Origin of the sequence: Paludibacter sp. (genome assembly GCF_009712605.1) — a bacterium.
GTDB lineage: Bacteria > Bacteroidota > Bacteroidia > Bacteroidales > Paludibacteraceae > Microbacter.
This window is the reverse complement of the sequence record NZ_WASO01000001.1, coordinates 168,444-184,570: the sequence shown is the minus strand read 5'-3', so window position 1 is coordinate 184,570 and position 16,127 is coordinate 168,444. Positions and strand designations below refer to the sequence as shown.

The 16,127-nt window shown below is 43.5% G+C and carries 15 protein-coding genes; 14 read left to right on the top strand and 1 reads right to left on the bottom strand.

Features of this window, described 5'->3' with window-relative positions:
- The first annotated feature begins 44 nt into the window (after positions 1 to 44).
- From truB to F8N35_RS00675, 13 genes are all read left to right on the top strand, one after another.
- A complete protein-coding gene (gene truB / locus F8N35_RS00735) occupies positions 45 to 740 on the top strand; it encodes a tRNA pseudouridine(55) synthase TruB (RefSeq protein WP_293049446.1) in 696 nt (231 codons plus the stop codon).
- 230 nt (positions 741 to 970) lie between these two features.
- Positions 971 to 2,020, top strand: a complete 1,050-nt coding sequence (queA, locus tag F8N35_RS00730; RefSeq protein ID WP_293049445.1) for a tRNA preQ1(34) S-adenosylmethionine ribosyltransferase-isomerase QueA — start codon at positions 971 to 973, stop codon at positions 2,018 to 2,020.
- 102 nt (positions 2,021 to 2,122) lie between these two features.
- Positions 2,123 to 4,012, top strand: a complete 1,890-nt coding sequence (locus F8N35_RS00725) for a YgiQ family radical SAM protein (RefSeq protein ID WP_293049444.1) — start codon at positions 2,123 to 2,125, stop codon at positions 4,010 to 4,012.
- A gap of 145 nt (positions 4,013 to 4,157) precedes the next feature.
- Entirely contained in the window at positions 4,158 to 4,883 is a 726-nt protein-coding gene (locus tag F8N35_RS00720; RefSeq protein WP_293049443.1) for an acyl-ACP thioesterase domain-containing protein, read from the top strand.
- A gap of 44 nt (positions 4,884 to 4,927) precedes the next feature.
- On the top strand, positions 4,928 to 5,974 hold the full coding sequence (ilvC, locus tag F8N35_RS00715; RefSeq protein ID WP_293049442.1) for a ketol-acid reductoisomerase: 1,047 nt from the start codon (positions 4,928 to 4,930) through the stop codon (positions 5,972 to 5,974).
- A 125-nt stretch (positions 5,975 to 6,099) separates the two neighbouring features.
- Positions 6,100 to 7,230 carry a hypothetical protein gene (locus F8N35_RS00710; protein ID WP_293049441.1) on the top strand — a complete coding sequence of 377 codons (1,131 nt, stop codon included), beginning with the start codon at positions 6,100 to 6,102 and terminating at the stop codon, positions 7,228 to 7,230.
- A 184-nt stretch (positions 7,231 to 7,414) separates the two neighbouring features.
- The gene (locus tag F8N35_RS00705) at positions 7,415 to 8,719 is read left to right on the top strand and encodes a phenylacetate--CoA ligase (RefSeq protein WP_293049440.1); all 1,305 of its coding nucleotides are present in this window, start codon (positions 7,415 to 7,417) and stop codon (positions 8,717 to 8,719) included.
- Positions 8,720 to 8,762: 43 nt separating this feature from the next.
- Positions 8,763 to 9,188: an ACT domain-containing protein gene (locus F8N35_RS00700; protein ID WP_293049439.1), complete on the top strand. Its 426-nt coding sequence runs from the start codon at positions 8,763 to 8,765 to the stop codon at positions 9,186 to 9,188.
- A 194-nt stretch (positions 9,189 to 9,382) separates the two neighbouring features.
- Positions 9,383 to 9,940, top strand: coding sequence for a 50S ribosomal protein L25/general stress protein Ctc (locus F8N35_RS00695; protein ID WP_293049438.1), 558 nt, complete (start codon positions 9,383 to 9,385; stop codon positions 9,938 to 9,940).
- 32 nt (positions 9,941 to 9,972) lie between these two features.
- The gene (gene pth / locus F8N35_RS00690) at positions 9,973 to 10,536 is read left to right on the top strand and encodes an aminoacyl-tRNA hydrolase (protein ID WP_293049437.1); all 564 of its coding nucleotides are present in this window, start codon (positions 9,973 to 9,975) and stop codon (positions 10,534 to 10,536) included.
- A 2-nt stretch (positions 10,537 to 10,538) separates the two neighbouring features.
- On the top strand, positions 10,539 to 11,600 hold the full coding sequence (ribD, locus tag F8N35_RS00685) for a bifunctional diaminohydroxyphosphoribosylaminopyrimidine deaminase/5-amino-6-(5-phosphoribosylamino)uracil reductase RibD (protein WP_293049436.1): 1,062 nt from the start codon (positions 10,539 to 10,541) through the stop codon (positions 11,598 to 11,600).
- A 4-nt stretch (positions 11,601 to 11,604) separates the two neighbouring features.
- Positions 11,605 to 12,699 carry a M20 family metallo-hydrolase gene (locus F8N35_RS00680; RefSeq protein ID WP_293049435.1) on the top strand — a complete coding sequence of 365 codons (1,095 nt, stop codon included), beginning with the start codon at positions 11,605 to 11,607 and terminating at the stop codon, positions 12,697 to 12,699.
- Positions 12,700 to 12,818: 119 nt separating this feature from the next.
- Positions 12,819 to 13,025 carry a hypothetical protein gene (locus F8N35_RS00675; protein ID WP_293049434.1) on the top strand — a complete coding sequence of 69 codons (207 nt, stop codon included), beginning with the start codon at positions 12,819 to 12,821 and terminating at the stop codon, positions 13,023 to 13,025.
- A gap of 76 nt (positions 13,026 to 13,101) precedes the next feature.
- Here the strand turns inward: F8N35_RS00675 and F8N35_RS00670 are convergent, their stop codons facing one another.
- Positions 13,102 to 14,001 (bottom strand): radical SAM/SPASM domain-containing protein, encoded by a 900-nt coding sequence (locus tag F8N35_RS00670; RefSeq protein ID WP_293049433.1) that lies wholly within the window; start codon positions 13,999 to 14,001, stop codon positions 13,102 to 13,104.
- A gap of 334 nt (positions 14,002 to 14,335) precedes the next feature.
- On the opposite strand from F8N35_RS00670, the gene F8N35_RS00665 reads away from it, so the two are divergent.
- On the top strand, positions 14,336 to 16,045 hold the full coding sequence (locus tag F8N35_RS00665) for a tetratricopeptide repeat protein (protein WP_293049432.1): 1,710 nt from the start codon (positions 14,336 to 14,338) through the stop codon (positions 16,043 to 16,045).
- Positions 16,046 to 16,127: the final 82 nt, after the last annotated feature.

Below are 16,127 nucleotides of genomic sequence, written 5' to 3'. Positions count from 1 at the left end.
TGGTTCATCCTGACCCGACGGTGGATTTATTCATAAAAACTAATATGGATTTTATACAAGGCGAAGTTCTTTTTTTCAACAAACCTCTACACTGGACCTCTTTCAGTCTGGTAAACAAAGTCAGATGGCTGATCAGCAGACATCTGAAAGTAAAGAAGATTAAGGTGGGTCATGCAGGTACCCTCGATCCTCTTGCTTCGGGTGTCCTGATTATTTGTACCGGTAAGGCTACCAAACAAATAGACACGTTTCAGTACCAGACTAAAGAGTATATTGCCACCCTTGAACTGGGCGCCACCACTCCGTCGTTCGATCTCGAAAAGGAAGTTGACGCCCGATATCCCTTTGAACATATTACCCGTGAAATGGTTGATGAACGGTTAAAACGTTTTGTCGGCACCATTCAGCAGGTTCCTCCTGTCTTCTCCGCAGTTAAAGTGGAAGGAAAGAGAGCTTACGACTATGCCCGCGAAGGACAAGACGTTGAGCTCAAAGCCAAAACGCTTGTGATTGATGAACTGGAGGTGCTCGAATTTGCTTTGCCCATTCTAAAAATCAGAGTGGTTTGCAGCAAAGGCACTTACATAAGAGCCTTAGCCCGCGATATCGGAATCGCGCTTGATAGTGGCGCGCACCTAACAGGATTGATACGGACGCGCATCGGGGAATGTACCTTGGACAAATGTATTTCCGTTGAGCAATTTCAGGAAATGCTGCAAACTATGCAACCTGAAAATTAACACCAACAAAACGTTTGTCAAAAACCATCTTCGCGAATGTTTAAATCTTATGTATAATGGCTTTGATTACGTATAATTAACCATTCTACTCTTGACATCGCCTGTTCGCATGTTGTATTTTTGCAAACCATTTACTAAATAACCATTTTCCTTTGTCAAAAAAGGTGGAATAGTGATGTATATTTTTTGTTGATGATCGTGAGATTTTTTCCATCTAACTAACTCTTTATATGAAACTTTCGCAATTTAAGTACAAACTTCCAGACGAATTAATTGCCCTTTATCCCACAAAACACCGAGATGAATCCCGTTTGTTAGTACTACACAGGAAAACCGGGGAAATTGAACACCGAACTTTTAATGATATTCTTGAATATTATAATGATCAGGATGTGTTTGTTTTCAACGACACACGAGTGTTCCCTGCCCGTCTCTATGGCACTAAAGATAACTCCGAAGCCAAAATCGAAGTGTTTTTGTTGCGTGAATTAAACCACGATCTGCGCATGTGGGATGTTTTGGTAGATCCGGCACGTAAAATTCGTGTGGGCAATAAACTCTACTTCGGGGAGAACAATCTGCTTGTAGCCGAGGTTATTGACAACACCACGTCGCGAGGGCGTACTGTCAGATTCCTCTATGACGGAAGTTATGAAGAATTCCGCAGAACACTTTACGAGTTAGGAGAAACTCCACTGCCACGCTTTATCAAACGTGATGTAGAGCCGGAAGATGAAACCCGCTATCAAACAATTTTTGCAAAAAACGAAGGTGCTGTGGTTGCTCCTACAGCAGGGCTACACTTTAGTCGCGAATTATTAAAACGTCTTGAGATTCTTGGTATCGACTTTGCATACGTGACCTTGCATGCTGGATTGTGCAACTACCGCGAAATTGATGTGGAAGACCTGACCAAACATAAGGTTGACTCAGAACAAATGCTTGTTAACCAGGATGCTGTCGGAATTATTAATCACGCAAAAGATAACAATCGTAAAGTGTGCGCTGTGGGAACCACTGTTATGCGGGCTCTCGAAACGTGCGCGTGCACAAACGGAACTATCAAACCATACGACGGATGGACCAGTAAATTCATCTTTCCTCCTTATGACTTTGGAGTTGCCGACAGCATGATTGCAAACTTTCACCTCCCCTACTCTCCACTTTTGATGCTGACCTGCGCTTTCGGAGGTTACGATCAGGTGATGGGCGCCTACCAAAAGGCCGTTCAGGAAGGATATCGTTTCGGTATCTACGGTGATGCAATGCTGATTATCTAACCTGCCTGAGATAAAGGAATAAAGAGCAAAGCACAAAGACCTCTATCTGATTTAGTCTTTGTTCTTTGCTCTTTTATTTTTTACTAAAAACAAACCCGTTTTATGATCGATTATACTGCCTGGTTACCAACAACTAAGAAAGAAGTGGAGATGCGTGGCTGGAATGAGCTGGATGTTATCATCTTCTCCGGCGATGCATATGTAGATCACCCTGCTTTCGGAGCCGCTGTAATCGGACGTGTACTGGAAGCCGAAGGCCTGAAAGTCGCCATTGTGCCGCAACCCAACTGGCGTGACGACCTGCGCGACTTTAAGAAACTCGGTAAACCCCGCCTTTTCTTCGGCATTTCAGCCGGCTGCATGGATTCAATGGTTAATCACTATACAGCCAACAAGCGTCTTCGCTCCAATGATGCCTACACCCCCGGAGGCATTTCCGGCTTTCGTCCGGATTATGCCACCGTCGTATATTCCAATATCCTTAAACAGCTTTTTCCGGATACTCCGGTGGTAATTGGCGGAATAGAAGCCTCGATGCGCCGGTTTTCGCACTACGACTATTGGTCGGACAGCTATAAAAGAAGTATTTTGCTGGATAGCAAAGCTGATTTGTTGGTTTACGGGATGGGCGAAAAATCGATCCGTGAAATTGCATCTCAAATTGCTGCGGGAAATTCCGTCCAAAGCATTACAACTGTTCCGCAAACGGCATATTGTATTTCGAACAAAGCACAGCTGGAAGAGTATCCGGACGTTGAAACAATCGAACTTTTATCGCACGAAGCCTGCCTGAAGGATAAACGCAATTCCGCCAGGAATTTTAAGATAATTGAAGAAGAATCGAATAAGATTATAGCCAACCGGCTTACTCAGACCGAAGGCAACAGAAAAGTCGTGGTCAATCCGCCATATACCAACTGGAGTCAGGCAGAAATAGACGCCGCGTACGACCTTCCTTATACCCGTCTGCCACATCCGAAATACAAAGACAAACCGATACCTGCGTTTGAAATGATACGGTTTTCAGTGAACACTCACAGAGGATGTTTTGGTGGCTGCGCTTTCTGTACCATCTCCATGCATCAAGGCAAGCAGGTCATTTCACGTTCGGAGGAATCCATTCTGAACGAGGTAAAACACATTGGGGAAATGCCCGATTTCAAGGGATACTTGTCTGATCTTGGAGGCCCATCGGCCAACATGTACGGATTGCAGGGCATCGATAAGGGGCAATGCCAAAAATGCAAGCGACCTTCATGCATCTATCCGGCGGTATGTAAAAATTTGAATGTAGACCATTCGGGCATGATAAAGCTTTATAAAGCGGTGGATGCTTTCCCTTTTATCAAGAAAAGCTTTATAGGAAGCGGTGTCCGCTATGATCTGTTGCTGCACAAAACCGGCAATGGAGCCATTGACAAATCTCTCTCGGCATATACCCGTGAGTTAATTGCCCATCACGTTTCGGGGCGATTGAAAGTAGCGCCGGAACACACTTCGGATGCCGTTCTGAAATTCATGCGTAAACCTTCCTTCCAACTTTTCAAAGAATTTTGCCGAGAGTTTGACAAAATAAACCGTGAAGAAGGCTTGAACCAGCAGTTGATTCCTTATTTTATCTCAAGTCATCCGGGATGCTCTACCGATAATATGGCAGAACTGGCTATTGAAACAAAATCACTGAATTTCAAACTGGAACAGGTACAGGATTTCACTCCTACCCCAATGACGCTTGCTACCGAAATTTATTACACCGGCATCAACCCCTATACCGGAGACAAAGTTTTCACCTCAAAGACAGCGAATGAGAAAAAAGCCCAGCAGCAGTTCTTCTTTTGGTACAAACCGGAGCTCCGGCAATCGATCATTCAGGAATTAAGGAAGATGAACCGTCCTGATCTGATTGATAAATTACTGGGATATAAAAATATAGAACAAAGGAACCATCAGGAAAGGTCTTCAGGAAGACCATCGGGAAAAAGAAAACGATAATTGAGTGATCGCTTCGTAAAGTTTTTCGCCCTTCATTGATACGGTTTGCTTAAAAAAGCGTATCTTTGCACGAAATTTTACTTTCAATTTACAACAAAGCGCATTTTCAATTCTTCATATTGTAAGAAAAAGCGAAAAAGCAGATATGACAGTAATTGGCAAATATCCTTTTCAACTGAGCCCTCAGGATTGTGATTTCAGAGAACAGGTATCACTGCCCGCATTAGGAGATTTAATTCTTCAGGCAGCCGGAAAATCTGCCGACGAAAATGGCTTTGGGATGCAGAAACTCAATACAGTAAACCGCACCTGGGTCGTTTCCCGGATGGCAATTGAAATGCAACGGTTTCCGAAATGGAGAGAGTGGATCAACATTGAGACCTGGGTAGAAGAAGTTGGCAGGGCATCGACGACACGTCATTTCAGAGTTACTGATGAATATGGCAAGGAGATCGGGGGCGCTTCTACTCTTTGGGCAATGATAGATGTGGAAAGCCGCAGAGCTATCGACCTGAAAACAATTGACGGACTAAGCGAAGCTGCTTCTGGAATTCCGGCAGTTATTGACAAACCGGGACGCGTTCCATCAGTGGATGGAGGCACAAAGAAAACGCATAGCGTTCGATATAGTGATATTGATTTTAACCAACATGCCAACAGCATGAAATATGTGGAATGGTTGCTCGACTGCTTTTCTCTTGACTGGCACCAAAACCATTACATCAAACGGTTCGAAATTAATTTCCTTCATGAAGTGCTTTATGGAGACCAGGTGGAGATATTTCACAAACAGGACGAGATGCTTTCGTTGTTTGAAATAAAAAAGCCGGATGGCAACAGAGTGTGTAAAATGAAATTAGAATGGCAATAACCAACTTAAGATAAGAACCATAATTTCAATTAAATATAAACAAAATGGCAGTAATGAATTTTGGCGGGGTTGACGAAAACGTTATGACCCGCGATGAATTTCCTTTGAAAAAGGCGAAAGAGGTATTAAAAGACGAAGTAATCGCTATCATTGGTTATGGAGTGCAAGGCCCGGGACAAGGATTGAACCTCCGCGACAATGGTTTCAATGTAATCGTTGGCCAACGTAAAGATTCAAAAACATGGGACAAAGCCATCGCTGACGGCTGGGTGCCGGGCGAAACACTGTTCGAAATCGAAGAAGCTTGCCAACGTGCAACTATTATCCAATACTTATTGTCAGACGCTGCTCAGATTGCTGTTTGGCCACGCATCAAACCTTACCTGACAGCAGGTAAAGCTCTTTATTTTTCACATGGCTTCGGCATCACCTACAAAGAACGCACAGGCATTGTTCCTCCTGCTGATGTTGATGTTATCCTTGTTGCTCCTAAAGGTTCGGGAACATCTCTCCGTCGTATGTTCCTTCAGGGTCGCGGTTTGAACTCTTCTTATGCTATCTTCCAGGATGCTACCGGAAAAGCCAAAGATCGTGTTATCGCATTGGGTATCGGTGTAGGTTCAGGTTATCTGTTTGAAACAAACTTCAAAAAAGAAGTTTACTCTGACTTAACCGGTGAACGTGGTACCTTAATGGGTGCTATCCAGGGTTTGTTGCTGGCTCAGTACGAAGTTCTCCGCGAAAACGGCCACTCCCCTTCTGAAGCTTTCAACGAAACTGTTGAAGAATTGACACAGTCTTTGATGCCTTTGTTTGCTGAAAACGGTATGGACTGGATGTATGCCAACTGTTCAACCACTGCTCAACGTGGTGCTTTGGACTGGATGGGACCATTCCACGACGCAACAAAACCTGTTTTTGCAAAATTATACTCTGAAGTTGCTTGCGGTAACGAAGCACAACGTTCTATCGACACCAACTCCAAACCTGATTACCGCGAAAAACTCGAAGAAGAGTTGAAAGCACTCCGCGAAAGCGAAATGTGGCGCACCGGTGCAGTTGTGCGCAAACTACGTCCTGAAAACAATTAATCAGGTCAAACCTTATAAGTCAAACCGATTCTGTTAGTTATGATAGAATCGGTTTGTTTTTTATACCGCATTACGAGATTTTATATTTTTTGTATCTTTGCCCCGTTTTCTAATCAAGATCAAATATGTCAATCATAATAAAAGAGGTAACCAGCAAGAGAGAGCTCAAGAAGTTTGTGATGTTTGGAATTAAAATGTATTCTAACCATCCATATGCAGCACCTCCTTTACTGATGGATGACATGACCGTACTGTCACGGGAAAAGAATCCTTCGTTCGAGGTGTGCGACGCCGCTTACTTCATGGCCTTTCGTGACGGAGAGATGGTAGGAAGGGTTGCTGCCATCATCAATCATAACGCCAACGAACACTGGAATAACAAACATGCCCGCTTCGGATGGCTTGACATGATAAACGACATTGAAGTGACCCGTGCTTTGCTTGCGACTGCCGAAAAATGGGCATTGGAAAGAGGAATGGATTCCATTCAGGGGCCTGCCGGTTTTACCGATTTTGACCGCGAAGGGATGTTAGTCTGGGGTTTCGATAAGCCGGGAACCATGGCTACCAATTACAATTTCCCTTATTACCCGGAGCATATGGAAGAGCTTGGCTACACCAAAGATATTGACTGGAAAGAATACAATGTGCAAATTCCAGCCGTATTTCCCGAAAAGCATTTCAGAATAGCAGACATCGTAAAAGCCAAACACAAGCTAACCCCAAAAAAATTTCACTCATCAAAAGAAATCGTCAAGCAATACGGAAACAAAATATTCGACTTATTAAACATCTGTTATAAAGATCTTTATGGATTTTCAGTGCTTTCTCCGGCGCAAATGGATTTCTATATTAAAACCTATCTCACTTTTGTTCGGTTAGATTTGATTTGTGTTATTGTAAATGAGAACGACGAAGTGGTAGCTGTAGGAATTTCAATGCCTAGCATGACAAAAGCATTGCAAAAGATAAAAGGAAAGTTGTTTCCTACCGGTTGGATTTATATGTTGAAAGCTCTTAAAGGAAAGAGTGACGTTATTGATCTCTATTTGATGGCTGTCAGACCTGATTATCAGCCCAAGGGAGCCAGTGCGCTTTTGTTTTCCGAATTAATACCTCAGTATGCAAAATCAGGTTTCAAATATGCAGAAACAAACCCCGAACTGGAGACCAACCACAAAGTATCCACCCTTTGGGATAGTTTTGAAACCACTCACGTAAAAACCCGCAGAGCTTACTCTAAGAAGTTGAAATAAAATCATTTCCAACATACGGACTGCCCCTTAAAAAAACGGAAATAGCATTGGTAACAATTGCAACTTCCGATAAAAAATCGTAAGTTTGCGGTATCTATTTGTTTTAAAAGATAAGTTCAAACCCATCTTTTGTAATTATCTTCTTTAGTTTCGTTAATCCTTAAACAACAAATATATACCGGCAATGATTTGGAATGAACATGCAGAGTGCATGGACCGCGAGCAACTGCTCAAGCTGCAAAACGAGCGCTTACGCAATATGGTAAGCCGTCTTTATTACAACGTCCCCTTTTATCGCAAAAAATTTCAGGAGGCTGGCATCGATCCCGGAGATATAACGGGAATTCATCAGCTGAAAGACCTGCCTACCACCACTAAGCAAGATCTTCGCGACAATTATCCATTTGGACTGTTTGCTGTTCCTCAGAGTGAAATTGTGCGCCTGCATGCCTCCAGCGGCACAACCGGCAAACCGACAGTGGGCGGATATACTCGTGCCGATTTACGCATCTGGTCGGAAGTGGTAGCTCGAAGCTTGTATGCTGCCGGTGTCGATAAAAACGACGTAGTGCATGTATCATACGGTTACGGATTGTTTACCGGAGGACTTGGAATCCATCAGGGAGCCCAGAAAATCGGGGCTACCGTTATTCCGGCTTCGGGTGGTAACACGAAGAAGCAGCTCCAGATCATGCACGACTTTGGTTCAACGGTGTTAGCCTGTACTCCTTCCTATGCCCTTTATTTGGCTGACACAATGAAAGAACTGGGCATGGATCCGTCGGAACTGAAACTCCGTCGCGGTATCTTCGGAGCAGAACCCTGGACTGAGGAGATGCGCCGTGAGATTGAAGCAAAACTTCACCTGAAAGCACTTGATATTTACGGGTTGACAGAAGTAATCGGACCGGGCGTGGCAATGGAATGCGAACACCAGAAAGGTCTCCACATTTTTGAAGATCATTTCATTCCCGAAATTGTCGATCCGAATACCCTGCAACCGGTTCCTCACGGCCAGGTAGGCGAATTGTTATTCACTACCGTTACCAAAGAAGGGATGCCATTGCTCCGCTACCGCACCCGCGACCTCACCACAATGACTGTCGAAAAATGTGCATGTGGCCGCACCTTAGCCCGTCTGAATAAATTTCTGGGTCGTTCCGACGATATGTTGATTATTCGCGGCGTGAACGTATTCCCGTCTCAAATAGAATCGGTATTGCTCGAGATGAGCGAAACGGAACCTCACTACCAGCTCATCGTTGACCGGGTAAACAATCTGGACATTCTGGAAATCAGGGTAGAAGTCAACGAAGCGTTCTTCTCCGACGAAATCCGCCAGATGGAAAATCTTGCAAAGAAAATAAAAGCCAACATCGAAAGTGTGCTGGGTATCAGTGCCAAAATCAAGCTGGTAGAACCCAAAACCATCGAACGTTCCGAAGGAAAAGCAAAACGTGTAATCGATCTTCGGAAACTCGTGGATTGATTTGTATATTTGCCTTACAAAACCAAAGAAATACACTATTAGTATGTTACTGAAACAACTTTCCGTTTTTCTCGAAAACAAACCGGGACGTATCACCCAGGTAACCAAAGTGCTGGATGAAATCGGAGTCAACATTACCGCATTCAACATAGCCGACACTTCAGAGTTTGGCATTTTACGAATGATTGTCGACAACATCGATGTGGCTCTTCAGGCTCTTAAAGCGCAAGGCTTTTCTGTACGAACCACACAAGTGGTAGGTCTTGTTGTACCACACCAACCGGGAGGAATGCATCAGGCACTGGAACACGTTGACAAAGCCGGAATCGAAATCGAATACATGTATGCTTTTGCCTACAATTCGAAAGCTGCCGTGATCATCAAAGCCGACGACACCCAGAAGCTGGTAGAAGTTCTCTCGGGTTCGGGCTACCACGTGCTTCAGGAAGGCGAATTGATTCAGGATTAGACAAATATCTATCAATCAAAACACTCAGCACCTCTTTCATTTTCAGGATGGAAGAGGTGCGTTTGTTTGGCAGATCAAAAAAAGAATTGTATCTTTGCAGCGCTTTGAGAAAAGTATAAGTGTGATGGGAAATTTAGCAATTAAAAGCTTGTATCTCAACTGCTTTAATTTTGAGTAACACAAAACATTTAACAATGAAAACATTTGAATTAAGCGGAACTGTCCGCGCAGACTTAGGCAAAAAAGCCACCAATGCAGTAAGAAACTCTGGCAACATTCCTTGTGTATTGTACGGTGGAGAACAAAACATCAACTTTCAGGTTACAACCGGTGATGTTCGCAAATTGATCTACACTCCGGAAATCTTTGTTGTAAACCTTACTGTTGATGGAAAAACAACCAAAGCTATCCTCAAAGATCTTCAACTGCACCCGGTAAGCGAGAAAGTTTTACACATCGACTTCCTTGAAGTATTTGACAACAAACCAGTTCAAATTAAAGTTCCTGTTCGTCTCGAAGGTTTGGCAGAAGGTGTTAAAGCCGGTGGTAAATTGCAACAAAACAGCCGTACACTCAAAGTTAAAGCTTTGATCAACGATGTACCTGAACAATTGAAAGTAAACGTTGAAAAACTGGGTATGGGTAAAACTATCCAGGTAGGCGAACTTTCATTTCCTAACCTCGAACTGCTTACTTCGAAATCAGCTATTGTTGCAACAGTTAAAGCAACACGTGCTTCGAAAGGTAAATAATCGGTCGGTTCGCACAAACACTCTTTTTGAATATGAAGTACCTCATTGCAGGACTTGGAAATATTGGGGCGGAGTATCAGAATACACGTCACAACATCGGATTCAACGTATTGGACGCCTTAGCAGAGGCGTCCAATGTTGTTTTTGAAGATGTGCGTTACGGAGCCGTTGGCGAATTATCGCTTAAAGGGAGAAAGCTGATACTACTCAAACCATCAACTTATATGAATCTTAGCGGAAATGCCGTCCGCTATTGGATGACCAAGGAAAATATTCCGCTTGAAAATTTATTGGTTATTGTGGATGACCTTGCGTTGCCGTTCGGAACTCTTCGTCTGAAGCAAAAAGGCAGCGATGCGGGTCATAACGGATTAAAAAACATTCAGGAAACCTTAGGCACCAACTCTTATTCGCGCTTACGTTTCGGCATTGGCAATGATTTTCCGAAAGGACGTCAGATTGATTTTGTTTTGGGCCAATGGTCGGCTGAAGAACTCTCAGACCTGAAACCACGCATAGAAACAGCTTGCGACATTATCAAAAGCTTTTGTCTGGCAGGCATTCAGAATACGATGAACCAGTATAACAACAAATAGATATGAACCTGGAGCAAATAGAAGCCTGCTACATGCGCCGCTGTTTTCAGCTTGCAGCTAACGGATTGGGCGCTGTGGCTCCAAATCCGATGGTAGGAGCGGTCATCGTTTGTGACGGCAAAATTATCGGAGAAGGCTATCACCGCAAATACGGTGAAGCTCATGCCGAAGTCAATGCCATCGCCAGCGTCGAAAACAAAGAGTTGCTCCATCGTTCCACCATGTATGTCAATCTGGAGCCTTGTTCTCACTTTGGCAAAACCCCACCCTGCTCCGACCTTATCATCGAAATGGGCATCCCCCGGGTTGTCATTGCCAACATAGACCCCAACCCGAAAGTAGCAGGTCGCGGTGTACAGAAAATGCGCAAAGCAGGCGTTGATGTCACAACAGGATTTCTTGAAGAAGAAGGTACCTGGTTTAACCGCAGGTTCTTTACATTTCAGACAAAACACCGCCCTTATGTGCAGCTGAAATGGGCACAAAGTGCCGATGGATTTTTGGATCGTCCGAGAGAAAACAACTGCGACGTTCCTCCCGTACAGATTTCGAGCGAGTTTACAAAGATGCTGGTTCACAAAGCCCGCACAGAAGAATCGGCCATTATGGTCGGTACCAACACAGCGATAAAAGACAATCCTAAGCTCACCGCTCGGCGTTGGGAAGGCAACAATCCCGTGCGGGTAGTTGTCGACCGTCAATTGCGCATTCCGGCCCACTACAACCTTTTTGACCAGACAATACCCACGTTGGTATATACCGAACAAAAATCATCACACAAGCCCAATCTGAATTTTATTCATATTAACTTTGCCGAAAATCCGATTCAGCAAATCATGGATGATCTCTATAAACGAAATATCCTATCCATCATAGTTGAAGGAGGCCAGCTATTGCTGAATGCTTTCATCACAGCCGGCATTTGGGATGAAGCAAGGATCGAAACTGCACCCCTTTGGCTGGGAGACGGAGTAAAAGCTCCACAACTCGACGGCAGCGTGGTTAACACTGAAACATACGACAACATTCAGATACTGACTATCAACCCCAATAGTAATCTATAACGCTATGCCAGAAATATCCTCTTTCCATTTTCCTTCTGCCGACGGCGATTCTGCCATCGAGCTACTGGCTGCAATGATCGAAATTCCGTCATTGAGCCGTGAAGAAAATGCCGTAGCCGATTATCTGGAACATTGGATAGAAAGCTGCGGTTATTCTGTAAACAGAACCGGCAATAATGTTTGGTTAATGGCACCGGGATATGATGCCGAAAAGCCTACCATATTACTCAATTCGCATATTGATACCGTAAAGCCGAATGCCGGTTGGCAACGCAACCCGTTCAAAGCCACTTTTGAAGGAGATAAGCTTTACGGTTTGGGGAGCAATGATGCTGGTGCCAGCGTTGTAAGCCTCCTGCATGCTTATTTTGAACTTGTCGCAAAAGAGCAGCCGTACAATTTGATCTTCGCAGCAACAGCTGAAGAGGAAGTATCAGGAACAAACGGTATTACATCTTTGCTGCCGCTTTTACCGCCCATCGATTTTGCTGTGGTAGGCGAACCCACTGAAATGAATGTGGCCGTCGCGGAAAAAGGCCTCATGGTACTTGACTGCGTTGTTTACGGGCAAGCAGGTCACGCGGCACACGAAACAGGAGTAAATGCCATCTACGAAGCCTTACCGGATATTGAATGGTTCCGCACCCATCAGTTTGAGAAAGTATCGGAATGGCTGGGAAAAGTAAGAATGTCGGTCACAATGATTAACGCCGGAACACAGCACAATGTGATTCCCGACCGTTGTTCTTTCGTGGTAGATATCCGCAGCAACGATTGTTATTCGAACCTCGAGTTGCTTGACGAAATCAAAGAAGCAGTTTCGTGCGAAGTAACCCCACGATCAACCCGTCTTGGCTCATCACACATTCTATTGACCCATCCGGCAGTAAGCAAAGCCATTCAAATGGGTCGTAAATGTTACGGCTCTCCAACGCTGTCTGATATGGCTGTAATGCCTTTCCCTGCAATAAAAATGGGGCCGGGCCACACTACCCGCTCTCATAAAGCCGACGAATTTATTTACAAACACGAAATTGCAGACGGAATTGCCCAATACGTCGAACTACTTGCCGGCCTGAACCTAAAGCAGGGCATATAAGCACCCAATTAAGCTAAATTAGTTAAGCACCCCTTCGAAAATAACAGTTATTTAGAAAATTTAGACTGGCACCCATCATATATTTGCAACGAAATAAACCAACCCTTAAACACACTCGTATGAAAAAAATTGCTAGTATAATGATGGCCATGGCCTTCATGTTTTCTGTTTCTGCAATGGCTCAAACTGCCTCAGCTCCTGCAAAGAAAGAAGTAAAAAAAGAATGCACCAAAGAATGTAAAAAAGGCGACAAAGCTTGTTGCAAAAAAGGAGATGCTGCTAAAAGCTGCTGCCAAAAAGGAGAAAAAGCTCCTGCAAAAAAATAAGAAAATCAACTTATCGTAAAAAGAGCACCTGTATGGTGCTCTTTTTTTTTGTGCTTTATCCAACAGCAGTAACCTGCTATTCGGAGCAATTCCGGCAAATCAAAATATCGCTACGGTTCGTATTTACCATCCGCCTGAAGTTATTTGCCTTTTCTCCATTCCATATCTCGAAAAAGCTTTTTTCTGCGAGATTTCCGAACACATGCTCTCCGTTCTTATCAAAACAACAGGGCAGTACATCGCCATTAACAGCAACCACCGCGCTAACCCACTGGCGCCAACAACGATTTTTAGGTTTCTTCTTTAACCTCCAGCCACCATTTTCCGTCTTTACATAACGTGAGAATTTAGTTTGAGATGGTGCCAGCATTTCAATTCTCTCAAAATCAATTTGAGCAGTCTTAAACGCCACCCGGTCGGCTCCCCACAACAAAACCGTACTTTTGACGCTATCCATCTGAAACTCGTTATGCTTCATAACAATAAACTGAGCTTCGATGACGGGAGTAGCACTTCTTAGCTCTTTCTTCCAATATGCAAGGTACTGAATGGCCTCAACCACTTTTTGCAGAGAACCACCCTGACGATATTTTTCGTATACCTCCTGCGTTAAACCATCGACTGAAATCACAATTCTATCAAGGCCCGATTCCACAGTTTTTTTTGCCACCTCACTGGTAATCAGTTGTGCATTTGACGATGTATAGGTAAATAATCCTTTCATGTGACAATAAGATACCATGGCATGAAATTCAGGATGCAGGTATGGCTCGCCCTGAAAATAAAGCGTCACCCAAAACAATGATTTCGAGAGTTCATCAATAGTTCTCGTAAAGAGACTCCACGGCATCACCTCCTTTTGTCTCGTAAGAGACTGATTTCCTGTCGGACACTCCGGACAACGCAAATTACAACAATTGACAGGCTCTATCGACACAGATACCGGATACAACCTAAAGAATTGGCTATTTGTCATTTTATAAGTAAAAAACGACAAAATCAATTTGCATAAACACAATAATTTGTGAAAATAAAACACCCACTTATATGTAAAGTTCATATAAAAGCAGACTTAACGCGTTAAATAGTTGAAATTAACAATTACCCCTCCTTGTTATACAATCAAAACTCTCCACACAATTAACTGATACAATGAAACTTGCACCATCAACAAGGAATACCCAAAATAAAAAGCGAACTTACAATAAAATTACGATAGCCATATGTCTTTTTTTACAAAACGATTGTGCTTATATTTGTTTTCATTAAAATAAAATTGTTTTTACTCATTAAATCAATCTATTAGCTTTATGAAAAAAGGACTTTATCTTCTTTCCGCGGCAATTTTAGCATTCGTTTTTGCGTCTTGCTCAAAGCCGATGGGAGCCTTGGATCCCAGTTATTTTAACACTACCCCCAATCCTCTGGAAGCCGTTGGAGGCAAGGTAAATGCAACCGTTACCGGCAAATTCCCAGAAAAATATTTCGACAAAAAGACAGTAGTGGAAGTTACTCCTGTATTGAAAACTGCCAGCGGCCAGGAATTCAAAAGCACACCGGCCCTCTTCCAGGGAGAAAAAATTCAGGGCAACAACCAATCGGTTGCTTACAAAGCCGGAGGAACTTTCAGCATTAATGCTGCATTTGACTACGTGCCTGAAATGGCAAAAAGTGAGTTATTCCTCGAATTCAAAGCCACACGTAGCAACAAAACTTACACCATTCCTTCTGTAAAGGTTGCGGACGGCGTTATTGCCACTTCAACACTTGCTGCAGTAGACGGCGACAATCTTGATGCTCCCATTGTGAATGACAAATTCCAACGAATCATCAAAGAAAAGCACGATGCCAACATCATGTTCCTCATTCAACAAGCCAACATTCGCAAAGGTGAGCTCAAAAAAGAAGAACTCGTTTCTCTGGTTCAGAAAATACAAGCTGCCAAAGAAAATGAAAGCATGAAAGTTGCTGGTTTGGACCTGAATTCATACGCTTCTCCTGATGGTGGCGTGAAACTGAACACCAAATTGTCGGAACAACGTGAAAAGAACACCAACACTTACATCAAAAAAGAACTCAAGAAACTGAAAACGTCGTTGGATGTTAACGCTAATTTCACCGCTCAGGACTGGGAAGGCTTCCAACAGTTGCTTTCTTCTTCAAACATTCAGGACAAAGAAGTTATTCTTCGCGTTTTGTCTATGTATTCTGATCCGGAACAACGTGAACACGAAATCCGTAACCTGTCAGCAGCTTTCAAAAACATTGCTCAGGACATTTTGCCACAATTGCGTCGTTCAAAATTGCAGTTGACATTGGATCTTATCGGAAAATCTGATGAACAAATAGCCAAACTGGCTCAGGAAAATGCTAAAAGTCTGAATGTTGAAGAATTGCTTTATGCTGCAACTCTGACAAACGATGCTTCTACCAAAGCTGGTATCTATGAAAAAGTGGTTGATTTGTTCCCCGGCGATATCCGCGGCTACAACAACCTTGGTACAATTAAATTCAACCAAGGCAACTACGCAGAAGCTTCTCGCTTGTTTGCAAAAGCGCTTGCTATCGATTCTAAATCACCGGAAGCTAACTACAATGCAGGCATTGCAGCACTTGCACAAGGTGACGTAGCCAAATCACAACAATATTTTGGCAACGCCGGAAATATCGGAGGCAACACTCTCAACCAGGCTTTAGGTATTATTTACCTGCAACAGGGTGATTTCGCTAAAGCTAAATCAGCATTCGGCAACGCAGCCACCAACAATGCAGCTTTGTCTCAAATTCTGACAAAAGACTACAGCGCTGCACGTTCAACACTGAGCAGCGTAAAAAATCCGAATGGAGAGACAGCTTACCTGCAAGCTATCGTTGGTGCACGCACAAACGACCGCCAGTTGGTTTATGACGGAATGCGCAAAGCTGTTGCTTCCAACAAAAAATGGGCAACAAAAGCTACAACAGATGCTGAATTTGCAAAATACCTGACAGATTCTGACTTCCAGAATATCATCAAGTAATTAAGAAAAACCAAATACTAAAAAGATCGGCAATCACTTGCCGATCTTTTTTTGTGTATGTAGCAGAAAGAAAAAGGCGAAA

Bases quoted from the DNA above. Each gene is read 5' to 3' on its own strand.
- ribD (WP_293049436.1), top strand. From the start codon at position 10,539: ATGAACCTGGAGCAAATAGAAGCCTGCTACATGCGCCGCTGTTTTCAG.
- pth (WP_293049437.1), top strand. From the start codon at position 9,973: ATGAAGTACCTCATTGCAGGACTTGGAAATATTGGGGCGGAGTATCAG.
- queA (WP_293049445.1), top strand. From the start codon at position 971: ATGAAACTTTCGCAATTTAAGTACAAACTTCCAGACGAATTAATTGCC.
- F8N35_RS00700 (WP_293049439.1), top strand. From the start codon at position 8,763: ATGTTACTGAAACAACTTTCCGTTTTTCTCGAAAACAAACCGGGACGT.
- F8N35_RS00670 (WP_293049433.1), bottom strand. From the start codon at position 14,001: ATGACAAATAGCCAATTCTTTAGGTTGTATCCGGTATCTGTGTCGATA.
- F8N35_RS00725 (WP_293049444.1), top strand. From the start codon at position 2,123: ATGATCGATTATACTGCCTGGTTACCAACAACTAAGAAAGAAGTGGAG.
- ilvC (WP_293049442.1), top strand. From the start codon at position 4,928: ATGGCAGTAATGAATTTTGGCGGGGTTGACGAAAACGTTATGACCCGC.
- truB (WP_293049446.1), top strand. From the start codon at position 45: ATGGATTTTATACAAGGCGAAGTTCTTTTTTTCAACAAACCTCTACAC.
- F8N35_RS00675 (WP_293049434.1), top strand. From the start codon at position 12,819: ATGAAAAAAATTGCTAGTATAATGATGGCCATGGCCTTCATGTTTTCT.
- F8N35_RS00680 (WP_293049435.1), top strand. From the start codon at position 11,605: ATGCCAGAAATATCCTCTTTCCATTTTCCTTCTGCCGACGGCGATTCT.
- F8N35_RS00665 (WP_293049432.1), top strand. From the start codon at position 14,336: ATGAAAAAAGGACTTTATCTTCTTTCCGCGGCAATTTTAGCATTCGTT.
- F8N35_RS00720 (WP_293049443.1), top strand. From the start codon at position 4,158: ATGACAGTAATTGGCAAATATCCTTTTCAACTGAGCCCTCAGGATTGT.
- F8N35_RS00695 (WP_293049438.1), top strand. From the start codon at position 9,383: ATGAAAACATTTGAATTAAGCGGAACTGTCCGCGCAGACTTAGGCAAA.
- F8N35_RS00705 (WP_293049440.1), top strand. From the start codon at position 7,415: ATGATTTGGAATGAACATGCAGAGTGCATGGACCGCGAGCAACTGCTC.
- F8N35_RS00710 (WP_293049441.1), top strand. From the start codon at position 6,100: ATGTCAATCATAATAAAAGAGGTAACCAGCAAGAGAGAGCTCAAGAAG.